This is a genomic window from Microbacterium schleiferi (genome assembly GCF_015565955.1).
GTDB classification, from domain to species: domain Bacteria; phylum Actinomycetota; class Actinomycetes; order Actinomycetales; family Microbacteriaceae; genus Microbacterium; species Microbacterium schleiferi_A.
Map to the genome: position 1 here is coordinate 2,381,032 of NZ_CP064760.1, position 18,950 is coordinate 2,399,981.

Here is an 18,950-nt window from a genome sequence, read left to right on the forward strand (position 1 = left end):
AATATCATTGACTATCTCACTAACTATCGCCATACTCTCCCCAACTGGATGTCTCGCTTCGTGGCGGCAGACCGACATCCGACACAGACCCCACCGCTCCGATCTCGAGGCTTAGATGACAGCGAACGCCCTCCCCTCCTGCAGTCCAGCGCCCACACGATCGCGCACCTCGTGCGCACCGGGCAGGTGACGGCACGCGAGGTGATCGACACACACCTTGCACGCATCCGTGATCTCAACCCGACGCTGAACGCGCTCACCGTCGTGTTCGAGGAGAAGTCACGAGAGCTGGCAGACGACGTGGACCGTCGCATCGCGCGAGGCGAGGAGATCGGCGCGCTCGCCGGCGTGCCCTTCACGATCAAGGAGAACATCGATATCACCTGGTCGGCGTCGACCGAGGGGTGGACCTTCCTCGCGGATGCCGTGCCGACCTCCGACGCAACGATCGTGCAGCGCCTGATGGCTGCTGGAGCCATCCCGATCGGTCGTGGCAACATGCCCGAGACCGGATTGCGGTGGGATACCGACAACGAACTGTTCGGTCGAACCCTCAATCCCTGGGATCACGACCGGGTTCCTGGCGGGTCCAGCGGAGGCGACGCCGTCGCTGTTGCAACAGGGATGACGCCCATCGCCCTCGGCAATGACTACGGCGGATCACTGCGGCTCCCGGCCTATGCCGCTGGCGTGTGTGCACTGCGCCCCTCAGCGGGGCGAATCCCCGCTGTGACACCCATCCAGGCATGGCCGCTGACCGAGCAGTTCTTCTCCGTCAACGGGCCCCTGGCGCGAACAATAGACGACCTCGACCTCGCGTTCTCGCTCATGCACGGCGCTGACGGGCTCGATCCGACCGCGGCATCCATTCCGCACCCCTCTACCTATGACGGCGTGCGTCGCGTTGCGCTTACCCGCGACCCCCTCGGCTGGGGCATCGATCCCGAAGTAGACGAGGCCCTCTCGATCGCTGCCGACGCCCTGGCTCGCGCCGGGTGGGAGGTTGTCGAGGTGGAGCCGCCGCTGATCGAAGACGCCGCCTCGCTGTGGCGCCAGCTCTCGGTCACCGAGCTGGTGGACTCGTTCGCCCCGGGAGCGCGGGAGGTGCCCCTCGGAGCGGGGGCAACGCAGTACTTCCTCGACAATGCGAGCGAAGTCACCGTTCTCGAAACGGTCGGCGACTACGTGAGCGCGTGGGGCCAGCGCCTCGCCATCGCCGCCGCCTGGGAACGTTTCCAGGCCGAGTACCCCATCGTGCTGGGCCCTGTCTCCGCGCGACGGATGCCGAAGATCGGGTACGACCTGTCGGGCCCCGAGGCAACCACGCAGCTGTGGCGAGACCACCGCTTGCTCGTGACCGTCAACTTCCTGGGCTTGCCGTCGGTAGCCGTTCCCACCGGGCTCGACGCCGACGGGATCCCCTCGGGTGTCCAGGTGATCGCCGCCCGCAACGGAGAGCACATCGCGCTGGCGGCGGCACGCGACATTGAGGCGCGAGCCGGCGCCGTCGGCACGCCCGACGTCGCCCGCACACTGCACGCGTAGCGTCGTCACTCCCTCGGTCGGAATACCCTCACGGGGTATCGTTGTTGTCCCGCAACGACGGAGGGACTGACGGCGATGACCGACGCACACAGCCGCGAAACACCCATGTCCGCTCATGCGGAACACCACGATCACGCGGAACACGAGGATCACGCGGGCCACGGGGATCACGCGGGCCACCGGGACCACGTCGGCCAGTTTCGACGGCTCTTCTGGATCAACCTCCTCATTGCCATCCCGGTCGTGGCTACCTCGCCGATGTTCGCGATGATCCTGGGCTACGCGGTCCCCGACTGGGCGCTGGTTGTCGCTCCTGTTCTCGGCACCGTCATGTACGTCTGGGGCGGCTGGCCCTTCCTGACGGGCGCCGTCTCAGAGCTTCGCTCGCGCACGCCCGGGATGATGCTCCTGATCGGACTCGCGATCACCGTCGCCTTCCTCGCATCCTGGGGCGCGACTGTCGGCATCCTCGACCACACGCTCGAGTTCTGGTGGGAGCTCGCGCTTCTGATCGTGATCATGCTGCTGGGCCACTGGATCGAGATGCGCTCCCTCGCGCAGACGACCTCGGCGCTCGACTCGCTCGCCGCGCTGCTGCCCGACGAGGCGGAGCGCGTGGAGGGCGATCAGATCGTCACCGTCGCGCCCGCCGAGCTGCGCGTGGGCGATGTCGTCGTGGTGCGCCCGGGCGCGAGCGTACCCGCCGACGGCCGGGTAATCGACGGCCGGGCCGACATGGACGAGTCGATGGTGACCGGAGAATCCCGCCCCATCTCCCGCGGCGTTGGCGACACCGTCACGGCCGGCACCGTCGCTGTCGACTCGGGGCTACGGATCGAGGTCACCGCCACCGGGGATGCGACGGCGCTCGCCGGCATTCAGCGACTGGTCACCGAGGCGCAGAACTCGTCATCCCACGCACAGCGCTTGGCCGATCGGGCTGCCGCGCTGCTGTTCTGGTTTGCCCTCGGCTCGGCCGTGGTGACCGCTACCGTGTGGACGCTCCTCGGAGACCCTGACTCCGCCGTCGTCCGCTCGATCACCGTACTCGTGATCGCCTGCCCCCATGCGCTGGGGCTGGCCATCCCCCTCGTCGTTTCGATCGCCACCGAACGCGCAGCGCACGCCGGTGTTCTCGTGAAGGACCGACTCGCGCTCGAGAGCATGCGCACCGTCGACGCCGTGCTCTTCGACAAGACGGGCACCCTCACGCAGGGCGCGCCGGCGATCACGGGCGTGGCGGGGACGGGCGCCAGCGACGACGAGGTCGTGGCCCTGGCCGCGGCCGCTGAGACGCCCAGCGAGCACCCACTTGCCGCCGCCATCGTTCGCGCGGCGGAAGAACGCGGCATCCCGGTTCCCGAGGCACGCGGCTTCTCTTCCTCCCCGCGGTCGGCGTCGCAGCGACGGTCGACGGACACGAGATCCGGGTGGGCGGGCCCCGGATGCTGGAAGAGCTCGGCGCCCGGGAGGTCGAGGCCGCGGCATCCTGGCGCGACGAGGGAGCCATCATTTTGCATGTCGCGCGAGATGGGAAGGTGATCGGAGCGCTGGCACTGGCCGACCGTGTGCGGCCGGAGTCCCGCGAGGCCGTCGAGGCCCTGCATGCTCTCGGGATCGCTGTCATCATGATCACCGGGGATGCTCAGAGCGTTGCCGACTCCGTCGGCGACCAGCTCGGCATCGACCGCGTGTTCGCGCAGGTGCGGCCTGAAGACAAGGCCGATGCGGTGCGCGCACTCCAGAGTGAGGGGAAGCGGGTCGCGATGGTCGGCGACGGCGTCAACGATGCTCCCGCCCTCGCGCAGGCCGACGTCGGCATCGCCATCGGCGCGGGGACGGACGTTGCGATCGCCTCGGCCGGGGTGATCCTCGCCACCTCCGATCCCCGCTCCGTGCTATCGGTGATCGCGCTGTCGCGCCGCACCCATCGCAAGATGGCGCAGAACCTCTGGTGGGCGGGCGGGTACAACCTCATCTCGGTACCGCTGGCCGCCGGCATCCTGGCTCCGATCGGGTTCGTGTTGCCGATGTCGGTCGGGGCGATCCTCATGTCGCTGTCCACGGTCGTCGTGGCCCTGAACGCCCAACTCCTGCGGCGCATCGACCTCGACCCCGCGGCCGCCGTTCGAGCTGCGCGCCGGTAGGTTCCGGGTCGATCTCAGCGCAGCGCGCGCCGGTAGCGGCGTCGCGCGACGAGTTGGGCCACCCGCAGCAGGGGTATGCGAATCGCCACAGTCCCCGGTCAGCGGGGGCCGTGAGCGACCGGATGCTGAGGAAGACCTCGTCGCCGTCGCGATGGACGATGAATGCCTCCTCCCCGCGCACCGGGTGTCCCGGCAGTGCGGCATAGGAGAAGCCGACCCGGTCGGGTTCACGGATGACGCGGCGAACCTCGACCGGTTCACGAACCCTGACGGGACCGACGCGCGCGGTGATCTGCAGCCGCTCACCGGGCACGACATCGCGAACGTCAGCGACCCGGAACCCACTGCGGGTCTTCACGCCCCAGCGGAGCACCTCGCGAGCGGCAAACTCCCACACTTTTGCCCCGTGACCGAGGAGAGTCGTGCTCTCGGCGGCCCGGAACGGGTAGCACTCCCCCGACTCCCAGACGGCGGCACCGGGGTCGGTGGATGGTGCGAGTCCGAGCCGGTCGAGCAGATGCCCGTTGCGAAGCCGGATGAGTCGACGAAGGTAGGGCACGAGCACGACGCGTTCGGCGAGCACACCGAGGATCGGTGACGCGACGTCGATGGTGTCTGTCATGGTGGTTGCCCCGCCGCGATCGTCGAATCGATGCTCGTGGCGGAACGATCGGAACGGACCCCGCACCTGTTCGTCAACGAATCGCTTAGGGCGATCGAGTGCGGCTATCCGCGAGGTCATCGTGAACCAGACACCGAAGTGACGTGCACGCCAGGTGACCTCCTCGCCGAGGTCGATCCGACCCGAGACGACGCCACCGATCGCACGCTCACCGGATTGCTCCATCGAGGCGACGTGCGTGTCGATGTCGAGCGAGATGTCGAAGAGTTCTTCCGCAGCCACCTCAGCGCGGGTGCGCACGACGAATCGACTGGCCATCCTCCGATCCTGCCTGATCGGGTGTCACCGCGCCCGGGGGAACCGGAGCCGGCTCCCCCGGGCGAGACGCATCAGTCGCCCTTCACGTTCACGAGCTGACGCAGCGTATGCCTCACCTCGACCAGATCCGCGGCATCCGCCATGACCCGATCGATCGGCTTGTACGCCTGCGGAATCTCGTCGATGAAGGCATTCGTGTCCCGGTACTCGATGCCGACCATCGCCTCACGCAACTGGTCGTGGGTGAAGGTTCTCCGCGCCGCCGACCGCGAGTACTCGCGGCCCGCGCCATGCGGAGAAGAGTGCAGCGCCACCGGATTGCCCTTGCCGACCACGACGTACGACGCGGTTCCCATGGATCCGGGAATGAGACCTGCGCGTCCCGCGTCGGCCTGGATCGCACCCTTCCGGGAAACCCAGACCCGCTTGCCGAAGTGCATCTCCGACTCGGTGAAGTTGTGGTGGCAGTTGATCCGCTCCTGCTCCTGCACCGTTTCGCCGAGGAACCGACCAAGCTGATTCGCGACGCGGTCCATCATCTCTTCTCTGTTCAGCAGCGCGAACCTCTGCGCCCACCGCAGTTCCCGGATGTACCGGGTGAATTCGGGCGTGCCCTCGACGAGGTAGGCAAGATCCGGGTCGGGCAGATCGATCCACCACTGCTTCGCCAACCGCTGGGCGACCTTGATGTGGTGCTGAGCGATCTTGTTACCCACTCCCCGCGACCCCGAGTGCAGGAACATCCACACCACGTCGGCTTCGTCGGCCGAGACCTCAATGAAGTGGTTGCCACTGCCCAGTGACCCGAGCTGCAGGCGCCAGTGCGCCGCGTACGACGCCGGGTCAAACTCGGCAGCCTGCGCGGCTTCCTCGAGCTCCGCCACCCGCGGCTCAGCGCTCGCGACGATCTTCCGGTTGTCATGCCCTGCCGACAGCGGGATCGCTCGCTCGATCTGCCCCCGCAACTCCGCGAGATCGCGTCCCGCAAGGTCAGCGCGCGTGAACTGCGTCTTGACAGCGATCATCCCGCACCCGATGTCGACCCCGACCGCGGCGGGCATGATGGCGCCGAGTGTCGGGATGACCGAGCCGACCGTGGCACCGAGGCCCAGGTGGGCGTCGGGCATCAGGGCGATGTGCGGGTAGATGAACGGCATCCGTGATGAGGTGCGCGCCTGATCGATGGTCTTCTCATCGATCAGGCTCGCCCACGACAGAAGTCTGTCGGTGAGCTTTTCCATGATTCCTTTCCTGTTCTGCGCCGGCGGCGCGGGGAGGGCCGGCAGGCCGTCCGGGGTGCACCTTCCGCTGCGCGGAAAAGAAAAAGCCCCGGACCATTCGGTGCGGGGCGTGGGAAGACGGATGCGTCTACACGACCGGCGCCGGAGGGGTCGACTCGTAGCGGTTCTGGGGCTTGAGACCCAGAACCGCGAGCGTGCGAAACACCCGCTGGGGAGTCATCGCGTCGTCCTCTCGGCGTGCCGGATTGCCGTGCCACGGTGGCACAGCCTTGCAACGCTAGCGACAGGCACGCTGCGCGTCAACCAGCGACGATCGCGGAGACGTCGGTCACTTCCCCACCCCTCGACCCCCGGCATCCGCACGCATGCGAGGATGCGAACATGACGTGGACGGATCGACTGGGTGAACTCGGCGTCTGGCGCCGCAGCAGCGACATCGACGAGGCGACGGCTCAGGAGGTCGAGCGGCTCGGATACGGCACGATCTGGCTGGGTGGGTCTCCCGCCGCCGACCTCACCGAGGCGGAGCGGCTGCTCGATGCGACCGAATCGGTGGTGGTCGCGACCGGCATCGTCAACATATGGATGTCGGATGCCCGCGAACTTGCTGCCTCCTACCACCGCATCGTTGCCCGACACCCCGGGAGGATCCTCCTCGGCATCGGATCCGGGCATCGCGAGCGACAGCACGAACGCGCCCGGCCGCTGGAGGCGATGAGCCACTATCTGGATGTCCTCGACGCAGAAGGGGTGCCGCACGAAGACCGCCTGCTGTCGGCGCTCGGCCCGCGGATGCTCGAGCTCGCCCGCACCCGCAGCGCAGGCACGCATCCGTACCTCACGGTGCCCTCGCAGACCGCCGAGGCGCGCACAGTGCTGGGCCCCGGCATCCTGATCGCGCCCGAGCAAACCGTCGTTCTCGACACGGATCCGGTGTCAGCTCGAGCTGCTGCGCGAACGTTCCTGACGCCGTATCTCGGCCTGAGCAACTACACCACCACGATGAAGCGAGGCGGGTTCAGCGACGCAGACGTGGCAGGATCCGGAAGCGACGAGCTGGTCGATCGGATTGTCATCCACGGGAATGCCGAATCTCTTGTCGCCGGACTGCGCGCGCACCGCGATGCCGGCGCCGACCACGTCTGTCTTCAAGCGGTCCCCACCGTCTCCGCTGCCGAGACGTACCGCGCCGTGGCGGCGGCCTGGAACTAGTCTCCCGAGTCGATACGGGCGCCATCGGCCTGGCCGGGGCGGGCAACGGAGTTCTCGCTCGGCGCGAGAGGGTCGTCGTGAACAGGCCCGCGCCCGTAGGCGGCACCGAGAAGACCTGCGGCGACTAATGTGCCGGCAGAGATGCCGAGGCAGGCCACACTCGCGATGAGCATGCCGGCAATCGCGAGGCCCAGCATCCGTCTGGCGATTACGGGGCGCATGGCGAGCGCGATGAGTGCGATCACCACGGCGGATGCCGACACGGCCGCGGCAGGCCCGACGGCGACGTACCAGTAGTGCAGTGAGTCGACGCCCGGCGGCGTGGAGTGCACGGACTCGCGCGAGGCGTACGACGTCCACCCGAGGACCCACCCAACGCTCGCTGCGGCGAGGAGCGTCAAGACGAGCCGCGCCGACCGGTCACGGACGATGAGGTGCGCGACGAGGGCACCCGCGATAGACAGCACGACGGGCCCGCAGAGCAGGATCAGGCCCGGCATCAGGTAGCTGATGCCGTCCGCGCAGACCCAGGTCCCGTTCGCTTCGATCTGCGAGACGCCCGCTTCGAAGTAAATGCCGCACTGGACATGCAGCTGTGTCCGGAGCAGGAAGATCGAGCCGCCGGCACCAATCGGAGTGAGCGCTGCGGCGCCCAGCGGCCAGAGTGCGATCCCGCTGGGAATATGGTCGCGCCGCACCGGAGCCGGCAAGGTCGGAGCGCGCTTCTCAGCTGCCAGCGCCAGGGCGATGGCCACGATCCCCGCGATGACCGCGGCGATCCCCGCGACCCACAGGACGGCGCGAAGGAACATGATCCACAGGAGGGCGACCGAAAGTACCCCGGTAACCACGGATGCCGTGATCGTCGCGATCGCGATCCGACCGCGCGAGCGCGCCGGCACATAAGCGTTCATGCCTGCGAGGATCGCGAGGCATCCACCCGCGGCGATCGCTGCGACGATGCCGCCGGCGACACCTGAGACTGTCACAACGCCCCACGGCGCCCCGGAACCCACGATCGAAACGACCACGAATCCGAGCGCAGCGCCGACGATGACGCCGACGAGGAGCGCCAGCCAGGTCGCCCGAGAATACGCCGACCGCAGCCAGTCAGCACGATCCGTCACCGCGACCTCCACACCCTCCTCGGTCTTCATCGAGGGGTCGCAACACGCCGCGAGGCACGCACGACATACCGCGTGTTGCGACCCTCGCAGGTAAGCTACTATCGTTTTTCGATAGATTGCAAGCGATAAACGATAGGTGGAGATGCATGCGGCGCGTCGTGATCGTCACAACGAAGGCTCTGATCGTGATCCTGTTCGCCGCGATCGTTTTCTGTCAGGTCGTCTTCGTTCCCGTCAATGCCACGAGCTTCGCCCTGGCCGCTCCCGAGTTCGCTGCACTCGAAGTGCCGGGGATCATCATGGTCGACGCGCTTCTTCTGTGCGGCCAGGTCGTCCTCATCTGCGTGTGGGCTTTGCTCTCGCGCGTCGCGCGGGAAGACATCTTCGACGCCACGGCTCTGCTCTGGGTCGACGTCATTATCACCAGCATCCTCGCCGCGGGAGTGCTCGTCATTGCAGGCCTCGTGCTTCTATCCCTTGCGAGCGCCGGGAGCCCGTTCCTCGCGCTCATGGGCGTCATCGCGGTGATCTGTGCAGCGGGACTCGCTCTGGTGGTCGTCGTGATGCGCGGGCTCCTCAAGCAAGCGACGCAGCTGCGCCAGGACCTGTCTGAGGTCGTCTGATGGCGATCGTGATCGACCTCGATGTGCAGCTCGCGAAGAAGAAAATGAGTGTTTCGGAACTCGCCGCCGCCATCGACATAACCCCCGTCAACGTGTCGGTCCTCAAGAACGGCCGAGCCAAGGCCGTGCGCTTTTCCACGCTCGACGCGATCTGCCGCGTGTTGGAGTGCCAGCCCGGTGACATCCTGCGGTGGGAGCCCGATGCGACCGCCGGCGGCACGTGAGCAGGATCTCCACCGCCGCGCTGCGAGTGATCAACGCGCTTGCGATTCTTGCCCTCGTCGCCACCACAGTCGTGCTGTGCGGAGCCTCGGTGCTGTTCGCGATGCTCAGCGGCGACGTCGGCTACAACAAACCGGTGACAGCGGCTGGTTGGCTGGAGGAGATCGCTGAAGCCGCGTCGGCCAAGAGTGGAGCATCAGCGATCTTGAGCATCACCCTCATCGTGGTGTGCGCCATCATCGCCTTCGCCGTGTGGAGGCGATCCGTCAACTGGCTGGCAGCCGGCCTCGTGTCCGGGGTGCTGCTCTCCTGCTCGCTCGTGCTCGTCGCGTGGGGAGATGACAATGTCGAAAAGCTCACCGAGATAGCCACATCCGCGATCGGGAACACTCCCGCGATCCTGCCGCCGGCAGCCACGACGCCAGCACCGGATCCTCTGACTGTCACCCAGGCGCGGGACGAGATCACGCGGATGCTGCACGCAACGATCGAGGCGAGCACGCCGCCCCTTCGGACACCCGAGGAGACTCCCGTAACCGTTCATCAGACGCCGGTGGCCGCAGCTCCGTGCGGCGAGGTCGGGGCTAGGCTGACCGTCGACCTCACGTTCCGCACGGGTGATAACGCGGCCTCACTGGTCCGCATCCTGGCTGCCTGGGATAGCGCCGGGTACATGCCCGATCGAGCGATGCAGGAGGACTTTCGCTACAGCACGGAGTTGCCCATCGAACGGATGAGAATCCGTGACTCGACGACGATCGATGGGATGCTGCACCTCAAGCTCGAGACCGCGTGTGCCGTCGAGGCCGCGGGCTGAGGGAACAGCCATCAGTCCGCGTGCTCCGGAGGCCACACCACGCGGAAGCGTTCGAAGACGATCTCCTCACCCTCCGACCAGTCGCGCCCTTCCGCAGCGCACGTGCGAGTCCAGTACCGGCGGTGCTCTCGTTGCCAGCTCTCGAGGCTGAGGTCGTCCTCTCCCTCATCGTGCGCAAACGAGGAATCCGCGCTTGCGAAGTCACCAATGCGCAGTTCGACGCTCCGGATGACGATCCTGGGCTTGCCCCGGCCGTCACAGGCGATCCAGTGGGATCCGACGCGGGGCACGCTGTCGCCGCGACTAACGAAGGCCGCGACAAGCTCGGATGTTGCACGCTTCCGCCCGCTCAGGACGTGTTCGAGCAGCTCATCGGCCAGCCGCGGAGAGTCACCGAAGTACTCGATCGTGTACTCGGGGCCTGCGGCAGCAGCGTCGGGGAACGCGGCGGAGTAGTCGCTCCACATCCGCCTCCCCGCCTCCAGGTCAACAGAGATGGCGGGAACGGAGCTCACGGCTCCTCATAGTAGGCCCGTTCGCACGTATGGTCCGCCACCTCGCTCTACGAGGCGGTGAAGCTCTTGCCGGGCCAGTAAGCCCACTCGACGAAATGCTCGACGCGCCCGTCTGGCGCGAAGTCGAGCTCCCAGAGGTCGAGGTACTCCTGGTCGGGGTCGCGGTAGTTGACTCGCACACGCACAACGGCGTGGAATCCATCGAGCGTGACCGACTCGACCCCCATGTCGAACGGGCGCGGATCGTTCCAGAAAGCCTCGATCGCTTCGTGCCCGGCGAGCGGCTCTTCGTATGGGGACGTGAGGTAGTGCACGTCCTCGGTGAAAAGATCGCGCACCGCTGGCGCATCGCAGTCACGCCAGGCTCTCTCGTACTCCGTAACCCAGCGCCCGACGGCATCCGTATCCATGGCTCCCACCTTCGCACGCGGTCCCGACAAGGAGACGCACAGGCCCTGTCGAATCTGTGGGTTTGCGTTCGTCGTGAGGGTGACGAGGAATCCGCCGGGATCCTCACCGAGAGGAGATCGCCATGGACGAGAACGAGACAGCCGAGGAGCCACGCGAGGATCATGAGATCAGCTGGATCGAGCGCATTCCCGCGGCGCTGGGAATTCGCCTGCTGTGAGTGTCGAATCACGATTCCCCCGTTCGTCGCACTGTCGTACCGTTTCACCAACGAAGGGATAGTCCCGTGGAGTACATGATGTTCGTGGCAACCGACCCCGAGGCCGAGCCCTATGACAAGGACCAGGACAACATCGAAGACTGGATCGCCGATGTGACCGCGCGCGGCGCCCATCTGCACGGCGACCGCCTGCGTCCGATCGAGGATGCCACGCTCGTCCGCGTGCGGGATGGCGAGGTCCTCGTCACCGACGGGCCATTCACCGAGTCGAAGGAGTGGATCGCCGGGTACGACATCATTCAGGCGGAGGACCTAGACGAGGCGATCAAGATCGCAGCGAAGCATCCCATGGCGCGCTTCGGACGTATCGAGCTGCGGCCGGTGTGGCCGCTGTAGACGCGGTTCGCGACGCCGTCGCCCATGCGCACGGATCAGAGTGGGCTCGCGTGGTGTCCACTCTGATCCGTGTGACCGGGGACTGGTCACTGGCTGAGGACTGTGCCGCCGAAGCCTTCGAGACCGCACTCAGGGCGTGGGACCAGGACGGAGTGCCACGCAATCCGGGCGCGTGGCTCACGACGGTGGCGAAGAACCGCGCGCTCGACCGGCTGCGCCGCGCGGCGGTGCTCACCCGCAAGCTGGAAGAGGTGGCGACGATGACCGAACTCGAACACCTCGACCCCGAGCTTCCGGACTTTCCCGACGACCGACTGCGCCTGATCTTCACCTGCTGCCATCCCGCACTCCCCCTCGAGTCCCGCGTCGCACTCACCCTGCGTACCGTCGGCGGACTTACCACGGAGCAGATCGCACGCGCCTTTCTTGTGCCGACATCGACCATTGCCCAGCGCGTCGTTCGCGCCAAACGCAAGATCACCGATGCGGGGATCCCCTATCGCGTGCCCGGTACTGACCTCCTGCCGGAGCGCCTCGGTGGGGTGCTCGCCGTGCTCTACCTCGCGTTCAACGAGGGCTACACGACACGCAGCGAGGTCGCCGACGAGGCCATTCGACTCGCTCGCGCGCTCGTGCACCTACTCCCCGGCGAACCCGAGACGCTCGGGCTCCTCGCTCTCATGCTCTTCCAACACTCACGTCGCCACGCGCGCGAGCACGACGGGATGCTCCTCACGCTCGAAGAGCAGGATCGGGCGCTCTGGGACGCCGCCGCCATCGACGAAGCCCGCGCGCTGCTCAGCCGCGCCGCCCGCCAGCAGCACATCGGCCCGTACCACGTGCAGGCCGCGATCGCCGCTGCTCACGCGACTGCACCGACAGCGGATGCCACAGACTGGGCCGCCATCGTCGCCCTCTACGACCGCTTGCTCGCCACCACACCCTCCCCCGTCGTCGCTCTCAACCGGGCGATCGCCCTCGGTATGGCGGCGGGACCGGATGCAGGACTCGCAGCCCTCGACGATGTGGCGCATGCGCTCGGCAGCTACCCGCTCCTGCCCGCGGCACGCGCCGACCTCCTTCTGCGCGCGGGGAGGCGCGAAGAGGCGGCGGCGCAGTACTCCCTGGCCATTGCCGCGGCATCGGGGGATGCGGAGCGACGCGCACTGCAGCGGATGCTCGACACGCTGACTGCGTAGCTCAGTTCCGTGCTGCGGTGCTTCCTGCGGACCGCGCGAATCAGTCGGTTACGCCTGTCCGAGCTCCGAGAGCTCGGGCATGAACACGCGCATCGTCGACGGGCCCCGTTCGGCCCAGCGGTGGTAGGGCACGAGACGCGCTGTCGAGATCGAGAGCGGAACGGATGACGGAGCCGACGCGGCGTACGGCAGGACGTCGGTAGGCGGCGGCGGCATCTGGGCAATCGAGATCAGGGCGCCGTCACCGTCGGCATCCGGGGTCGCGGTCGTGTCCACACGCACGTGGTCAAGCGCGGCATCCTCTGCCAGGTCAGTGGACTCGAGGCAGAGCACCAGCGGCCCCTTTTCGACGGCGACCGAGCCGCGCAGCGCATCGATACGCGTGTCCGGCCACGTGAACCTCGGGGTGGTGGGGAGCTCCAGCACGATCTCATCGTCCGGAGCGAACTGATCATGAAGATCCAGCCATCCCCGACCCGCCTGCTGCCAGGCACCGCCGCGGAGTCGCACCCTGGCGCCGGCGCCAGCCCAGTCGGGCACGCGAAGGCGCAACCGCGAGCGCTGGGCCGGTGCTCGCTCGACGCGGATCCGAATGCGACCCTCGTCGGGGTAGGCGGTATCGATCGTGAGCCGGAACCCTCCCGCCGCGATGGTTCCTGCCGCGTACTGCAGGATCGTGAGACCCTCGGCATCCACCGACGCCACGTAGGCACCCAGCGATGCGAGGGTGCGGGCGACATTGGTGGGACAGCACGACACCTCGAACCACGGCGCGCGAACGCCGCCTTCGGCTCGAGTGTTGACCCCGTCCAGCGCCCGCGGCGCCGCTTCACGCTGATGGAGCGGATTGGCGTAGAAGAACGACCGGCCGTCAGCGCTGGGCGAGGTCGCGACGACGTTGAAGAGGGTGCGTTCGATCAGATCCGGATAGCGAACGTCACCGGTCGCGAGGTAGAGACGCCACGCGAACATGACCGATGCGACGCCGGCGCAGGTCTCGCAGTAGGCCCTGTCGGCGGGCAGTTCGAAGTCCTCGCCGAACCCCTCGTCCTGGTGACGGGAACCCATCCCCCGGTCAGGTAGGTGCGACGGGCGACGGTGCGCTCCCACTGTGTTTGCAATGCGGCGAGGAGTTCGGCATCCGCGCTATCGACTGCCACGTCCACGGCCCCGGCACTGAGGTACAGCGCCCGCACCGCGTGGCCGCGAAGCACGTCGGCCTCACGCACCGGGATGTCGTCCTGGAAGTACTCGGGCGACTGCAGCGGGGGCACGGGCAGGGACCCTCGGCCGCGGCGTTCGATGAAGAGCCGGGCCTGTTCGAGGTAGCGACGCTCGCCGAGGGCGCGCCCCGCCTCGGCGAGCGCCACTTCGATCTCGGCGTGCCCACAGACGGCATCCCGTCCGTTCACGCCGAATTCTTGACAGATGTGGTCGGCTGCGCGCCGCGCAATGTGCACGATCGGGTCGTCGACCCAGCCGGTGCGGATGCGCGCGACTGCCGCCTGCAGAAGATGCCCCATGTTGTAGAGCTCGTGCCCCATGGCCAGGTCCGAGTACCGAGGCGGCAACCCCGGATGCCCGTAGGCCGTGCCCAGGTAGCCGTCAGCGTCCTGCGCGGCGCCCACGCGGGCGACGAGCTGACCGAAGATGTCGGCAAGCGCCGGGTCATCGCTGCGGCCCAGTTCCCACGCCATGCCCTCGAGGAGCTTGTAGACCTCAGAGTCAGAGAATTGCCATCCCGGACGGTCGGTCGTGGCCTCGCCCCGTGCGATGCGGTCGAACGACGCGAGCCATCCGAGACGCTCCATCCACTCGAGGCAGTGCGCGAACGTCGCTGTGGCGTTCACCTCCTGGCGGTGCCCCCAGAAACCATCGGGATCCAGGACCACCTCACCCGTGCTCACCCCGAACCGGTCACTGTGAATGGGCGCGACGGGCACGGCGCCGGTGCGCGCGGGAGTGTCCGTGACGCGCGACGACGTGGTGGCCTCCGAAGAGGGAGAGAGCGTCACGGTCAGTCCTTCACCGCGCCGGCGGTGACCCCGGCGGCGACGTAGCGTTGCGCGACGACCAGCAGGATCGCCGCAGGGATGGAGGCCACGACGGCGGTTGCCATGATGGCGTTCCACTGCGTCGTGTTGTTGCCGATGTAGGCGTAGATCCCGAGCGTGATCGGCCGCAGCGGCGAGTTGCGCGCCAGGGTCGAGGCGAACACGAAGTCCGACCAGGCCCAGAGGAACGCGAACAGGGCGACGGTCAGCGCGGAGTTGCGGCTCAGCGGCAGCACGACCGAGGTGAATACGCGCCACGCGCCGGCGCCGTCGATGCGAGCTGCCTGCAGCAGTTCCCGCGGGATGCCGCTCATGAACGCCGTGAACAACAGCACCCCGAAGGGCACGGCGATCGTGGAGTCGGCGAGGATGAGTCCACCCACCGAATTGAGCAGGCCGAGTCGCACATAGATGGCGTAGAAGCCCATCGCCATCACGACCGCGGGGATCATCTGGGCAACCAGCAGCACGAAGTTCAGCGAACGACCGGCGCGCAGGTTCAGCAGCGAGATCGCGTAGGCAGCTGGCGCTGCGATCACGAGCGTCAGGACGACACATCCGAGGCCGATGAGCAGGCTCGTTCCGAGATTCGGAAGCTGCTGGCGCAGGACGTCGGCATAGCCCTCGAAGGTCGGATCGATCGGGAACAGGTGCGGCGGACTGAGCCGCAGGTCGCTGGTCTTGGTCAGCGACACGTTGAGCATCCAGTACACCGGGAAGAGCATGAAGGCGGTGAAGACGATGCCCAGCGCAGTCTTCCACCAGGGGCGGCGGGCGTTCATGAGTTCTCCTGACGTCGCTGGATGCGCAGGTAGAAGAATCCGAAGATCAGCGCGATGACGATGAGGACGTTGCCGACGGCGGCGGCGGGTGAAAGGTCGGGCTGCCCCGTACCGAACGCCTCGCGATAGGACCAGATCGCCAGCGTGGTCGTCGCGTTGGCGGGACCGCCGGTCGTCATGATCCAGATGATGTCGACGACCTTGAGCGTGTAGACGAGGCCGAGAAGCAGGGTGATCGCTGAGACGGGACGAAGAAGCGGGAACGTGATGCTCCAGAACTGTCGCCAGCCCCCGGCGCCGTCGAGCGACGCAGCTTCGTAGAGGTCCCCGGGGATGTTCTGGAGCCCCGAGTAGAGGATGACGAGGTTGAACGGGATGCCGAGCCAGATGTTGGCGATGACCACGGCGATCATCGCGGTGTCGGGCGAGGTCAACCAGTTGATCGAGCCGATCCCGAACGCTTCGAGCGCAGCGTTGACGATGCCGTTGTCGCTGTTGAGCATCCAGGACCAGGTCGAGCCCGAGACGATCAGCGGCAGCAACCACGGCACCAGGAACAGGGCCCGCAGAACACCCGAGAGCCGGAAGTTGTTGCGGAAGAAGACCGCGAGCGCGAGTCCGATCGCGTACTGGAACACGAGGGATCCGATGACGAACACTGCCGTGTTGACGATGGCCTGCCCGAACAGCGGCGAGGTGACGACGTCGATGTAGTTCTGCAGGCCGACGAACTCGGCGTTGCCCTGCACGAAAGCCCGCACGGTGTAGTCGTGGATGCTGAGGTCGATACTGCGAATCAGCGGGTAGACGTAGAACGCCACGAGGTAGACCAGCAGCGGCGCCGCGAACCCGACCGCGATCCATCGCGACCCCTGGAGGCGCGCGGGCCTGCGTCGCTCCGGCGGTACCGACATGGTCGCCGTGTCGGGAGCGGGCGCCGGCGACAGCGTCGAAGAGAGGGTCATGGTTGTCCTTGAAGAGAGGTGCCCGGGGCGGGACGAGCCCGCCCGGGCACGGTGTCACTTTCCGGTCTCGGCGGCGGCAGCCTCCTGGGCTGCGGCGAGCGCCTCTTCCGGCGTCGCTGCGCCTGAAAGCGCGCTCTGCACAGCCGTCCACAGCTGCTCCGAGATGAGCGGATAGTCCGTACCGAGGTTGTCGCTGGTACGCCCCTTCGCGGCCTGCACCGCCGAAACCCAGGTCTCGAGTTCGGGGTGCTCTTCCAGCAGCGCCTGCTGACCGGCATCCGTCGGCGGGATGTAGTACGCGAACGTGTTAGCCGTCTCAACGAAGCCCTCGGGCGTGGTCATGCACTCGATGATCTGCTTCGTCGTCTCGTACCGGCCGGTGTCCTGCTGAACCGGAGCGATGATGAACTCGCCCCCGGTGGGTGCCGGTGCGACGCCGCCGTTCATGGCGGGAAGCTCGATGACACCCGTCGGGAAGTCAGCCTCTGCGGCGCTGTTGACCTGCCAGGTGCCGTTCTCGGCGAAGCCGAAGTCGCCGGTGAGGAACTCCTCCCAGACGGTGTTCTGAGAGTTGGTGATCACGGAGTTCGGCGCGTAGCCGTTGTTCACCCAGTCGGTCCACAACTGCAGAGCGTCGACGGCTTCGGGCGAATCGAGCTGCGTCAGGTCGGCGCCGGCGCCCCAGAACCAAGGCAGGAACTGGAACGATCCCTCTTCCGTGTTGATCCCGGCGAAGCTGATGCCCTTGTGGCCCGCGGCGGTCACTGCCGCCAGCGCGTCGGTGAGCGATGCCCAGTCGGTGATGGATGCGGGGTCCACGCCGGCAGCGGACAGGACGTCCTCGTTGTAGTACAGCGCGAGCGTGTTCGCGCCGATCGGGATGCCGTAGGCCTGGCCGTCGATCTCGCCGGCTGCCAACAGGTTGCTGTCGATGTCGGAGGTGTCCAGCCCGAGCTCGTCCATCGTCGTCAACATGCCGGTGTCAGCCAGTGTCGAGACGGCGGGGTTGTCGAGCAGGATGATGTCGGGCGAGGTGCCTTCCTGCGCAGCCAGAAGGGCCTGGTTGGTGAGCGAGGTCGTGTCGTACGCCGTGCGCTCGATGGTGACACCGGCCTCCGTGCCGCAGTCCTGCACGCGGTTGGCCCAGTCCGAGCCCTCCTCGTGCTGGGGGTACGGATCCCACCACGTGTAGGTGTCGGCGGCGGCTGTCGATCCGCCGTCGCCCGAGCCGGAGCATCCGGCCAGTGCGCCCACCGCGACGGCCGCAGTGGCGACCGCGAGGGGCACCCGCAGCTTGCTGGTAATCATGGTTCCTCCTTGAACGTGCCCGGTCGCAACCGGACTCTTGGTGTCCCTATCGGGATGGTGGTGCGGCCACAGAGCCGCGGTCGTCGATGATGGGCGCGATCAGATCGACGACGTGGGTGTCCGCATCGGCAGTGCCGTCGATGCGGGAGACGAGATGCTCGACGGCGCGGCGACCCAGGAGGTCGGGAGCGCTGTCGATGGCGGAATACGGAAGCGAGAACGTGCGAGCGAAGGTCTCGGAGTAGCGACCGATCACCGACATGTCTGCCGGGACGGCGAGAGAGCGTGCCTGCAGCACGTTGGGCAGCGCCGCCGCGGCGGCTTCGTTGTTGAGCAGGAGCCCCGTTGCGTCGGGATGCGCATCGAGGAAGGCGTTCAGGTCTTTGCCGATCTCGGGCTGACTCGAGGCCGCGTAGTAGTGGTGCAGCGTGACACCCAGCGTGGCCGCGCGGGCGGCCGCGGCGTTGGCGAGCCGCCAGACGTAGGCGCCGCCGCGCTCGACGACGTGCTCGGGCTGTGACACGAGGATGAGCTCGCGATGCCCGAGTTCGTGCATCCGCTCGACCATCAGCTCGCCTGCCGCGGCGAAGTCGAGGTCGAAAGCGTCGATGCCTTCGGAGTTTCCGGGGAGCCCCACGAGAGCGGCCGGCTGTGACGCGCTGCGCAGCGGGGCGAGTCGCTCATCGTTCTCGGCGACATTCAGCAGAACGAAGCCGTCGGCCATGCGCGAGTCCGAAATGCGGCGTAGCGCCGAGACGCCGTCGCTGTCGGAGACCAGCAGCGTGTCGAAGCCCAGCTCACGAGCCCGGTCGGTGACGCCGAGGATGTACTGCAGCATCGCGGGGGCGAACTCGTCTTCGAAGAACTGACCGAGAAGCGCGATGACGTTGGTGCGCGAGGTTGCGAGGGCCCGAGCGCCGGCGTTAGGCGTGTAGCCGAGTTCGGCGACGGCATCGGCGACCTTCTGGCGCACGGCGGGCGAGATCGTCCGCTTGCCCGACAACGCGTACGAGGCCGTGCTCCGCGAGACACCCGCGACCCGGGCTACGTCGCCGATGGTGACCATTCACGTCTCCTCGTTGATGAGTGTCGATCCGGTTCGATTCGAACCGGTTCGAATGCACAGTGGAGCCCAGCGATCCGCAAGTATCGGATCGATCACGACGATCGGAGCCCCTCGATGACGAGCCCCTGCCCCCGTTTGATGTGCGCACGATTCCGTTCAGTCG

General features: G+C 67.2%; 17 protein-coding genes and 2 pseudogenes. 8 read left to right on the forward strand and 11 right to left on the reverse strand.

All coding sequences use genetic code 11. The features are described 5' to 3' along the window. Positions 1-48 precede the first annotated feature (48 nt). Together IT882_RS11510 and IT882_RS11515 are read left to right on the forward strand one after the other, a co-directional pair. Complete coding sequence (locus tag IT882_RS11510) at positions 49-1,545, forward strand: amidase (protein WP_195691972.1); 1,497 nt, start codon at positions 49-51, stop codon at positions 1,543-1,545. A gap of 75 nt (positions 1,546-1,620) precedes the next feature. Then, positions 1,621-3,692, forward strand: a pseudogene (locus IT882_RS11515) (heavy metal translocating P-type ATPase). Here IT882_RS11515 and IT882_RS17135 read toward each other — a convergent pair. Beyond that, positions 3,595-4,632: a DUF1990 family protein gene (locus IT882_RS17135; protein ID WP_324253882.1), complete on the reverse strand. Its 1,038-nt coding sequence runs from the start codon at positions 4,630-4,632 to the stop codon at positions 3,595-3,597. The pseudogene IT882_RS11515 and the gene IT882_RS17135 overlap by 98 nt on opposite strands. 71 nt (positions 4,633-4,703) lie before the next feature. Further along, positions 4,704-5,873, reverse strand: coding sequence for an RtcB family protein (locus IT882_RS11530; RefSeq protein ID WP_195691973.1), 1,170 nt, complete (start codon positions 5,871-5,873; stop codon positions 4,704-4,706). Between the two features lie 381 nt (positions 5,874-6,254). On the opposite strand from IT882_RS11530, the gene IT882_RS11535 reads away from it, so the two are divergent. Beyond that, positions 6,255-7,085: an LLM class F420-dependent oxidoreductase gene (locus IT882_RS11535; protein WP_195691974.1), complete on the forward strand. Its 831-nt coding sequence runs from the start codon at positions 6,255-6,257 to the stop codon at positions 7,083-7,085. On the opposite strand, the gene IT882_RS11540 is transcribed toward IT882_RS11535, so the two are convergent. Beyond that, positions 7,082-8,242: a hypothetical protein gene (locus IT882_RS11540; protein ID WP_195691975.1), complete on the reverse strand. Its 1,161-nt coding sequence runs from the start codon at positions 8,240-8,242 to the stop codon at positions 7,082-7,084. The two genes, IT882_RS11535 and IT882_RS11540, sit on opposite strands and share 4 nt — an antisense overlap. A gap of 116 nt (positions 8,243-8,358) precedes the next feature. Between IT882_RS11540 and IT882_RS11545 the strand changes: the two genes are divergently transcribed. From IT882_RS11545 to IT882_RS11555, 3 genes are read left to right on the forward strand one after another with little or no spacing between them, the layout of a single operon-like run. Then, entirely contained in the window at positions 8,359-8,835 is a 477-nt protein-coding gene (locus IT882_RS11545) for a DUF2975 domain-containing protein (protein WP_195691976.1), read from the forward strand. Beyond that, a complete protein-coding gene (locus tag IT882_RS11550) occupies positions 8,835-9,059 on the forward strand; it encodes a helix-turn-helix domain-containing protein (RefSeq protein ID WP_195691977.1) in 225 nt (74 codons plus the stop codon). The genes IT882_RS11545 and IT882_RS11550 overlap by 1 nt, the downstream gene beginning before the upstream one ends. Further along, on the forward strand, positions 9,056-9,874 hold the full coding sequence (locus tag IT882_RS11555; RefSeq protein ID WP_195691978.1) for a hypothetical protein: 819 nt from the start codon (positions 9,056-9,058) through the stop codon (positions 9,872-9,874). The genes IT882_RS11550 and IT882_RS11555 overlap by 4 nt, the downstream gene beginning before the upstream one ends. Before the next feature lie 11 nt (positions 9,875-9,885). On the opposite strand, the gene IT882_RS11560 is transcribed toward IT882_RS11555, so the two are convergent. Beyond that, entirely contained in the window at positions 9,886-10,341 is a 456-nt protein-coding gene (locus IT882_RS11560) for an ASCH domain-containing protein (RefSeq protein WP_195694335.1), read from the reverse strand. A 95-nt stretch (positions 10,342-10,436) separates the two neighbouring features. After that, entirely contained in the window at positions 10,437-10,799 is a 363-nt protein-coding gene (locus IT882_RS11565; RefSeq protein WP_195691979.1) for a nuclear transport factor 2 family protein, read from the reverse strand. Between the two features lie 284 nt (positions 10,800-11,083). On the opposite strand from IT882_RS11565, the gene IT882_RS11570 reads away from it, so the two are divergent. Both IT882_RS11570 and IT882_RS11575 read left to right on the forward strand, forming a co-directional pair. Then, positions 11,084-11,413: a YciI family protein gene (locus IT882_RS11570; protein WP_195691980.1), complete on the forward strand. Its 330-nt coding sequence runs from the start codon at positions 11,084-11,086 to the stop codon at positions 11,411-11,413. 53 nt (positions 11,414-11,466) lie between these two features. Continuing rightward, positions 11,467-12,612, forward strand: coding sequence for an RNA polymerase sigma factor (locus IT882_RS11575; protein WP_229382088.1), 1,146 nt, complete (start codon positions 11,467-11,469; stop codon positions 12,610-12,612). A gap of 48 nt (positions 12,613-12,660) precedes the next feature. Here the strand turns inward: IT882_RS11575 and IT882_RS16585 are convergent, their stop codons facing one another. From IT882_RS16585 to IT882_RS11600, 6 genes and pseudogenes are all read right to left on the reverse strand, one after another. Continuing rightward, positions 12,661-13,371, reverse strand: coding sequence for a hypothetical protein (locus IT882_RS16585; RefSeq protein ID WP_418887796.1), 711 nt, complete (start codon positions 13,369-13,371; stop codon positions 12,661-12,663). Positions 13,372-13,383: 12 nt separating this feature from the next. Continuing rightward, positions 13,384-14,744 (reverse strand): annotated as a pseudogene (locus IT882_RS16590) (glycoside hydrolase family 127 protein); the annotation flags it as partial. Then, on the reverse strand, positions 14,630-15,448 hold the full coding sequence (locus tag IT882_RS11585) for a carbohydrate ABC transporter permease (protein WP_195691982.1): 819 nt from the start codon (positions 15,446-15,448) through the stop codon (positions 14,630-14,632). The gene IT882_RS11585 and the pseudogene IT882_RS16590, both read right to left, overlap by 115 nt. Beyond that, positions 15,445-16,413, reverse strand: a complete 969-nt coding sequence (locus tag IT882_RS11590) for a carbohydrate ABC transporter permease (protein ID WP_195691983.1) — start codon at positions 16,411-16,413, stop codon at positions 15,445-15,447. The genes IT882_RS11585 and IT882_RS11590 overlap by 4 nt, the downstream gene beginning before the upstream one ends. A gap of 54 nt (positions 16,414-16,467) precedes the next feature. After that, positions 16,468-17,721: a sugar ABC transporter substrate-binding protein gene (locus tag IT882_RS11595; protein WP_195691984.1), complete on the reverse strand. Its 1,254-nt coding sequence runs from the start codon at positions 17,719-17,721 to the stop codon at positions 16,468-16,470. 46 nt (positions 17,722-17,767) lie between these two features. Next, positions 17,768-18,787, reverse strand: coding sequence for a LacI family DNA-binding transcriptional regulator (locus tag IT882_RS11600; RefSeq protein ID WP_195691985.1), 1,020 nt, complete (start codon positions 18,785-18,787; stop codon positions 17,768-17,770). Positions 18,788-18,950 lie beyond the last annotated feature (163 nt).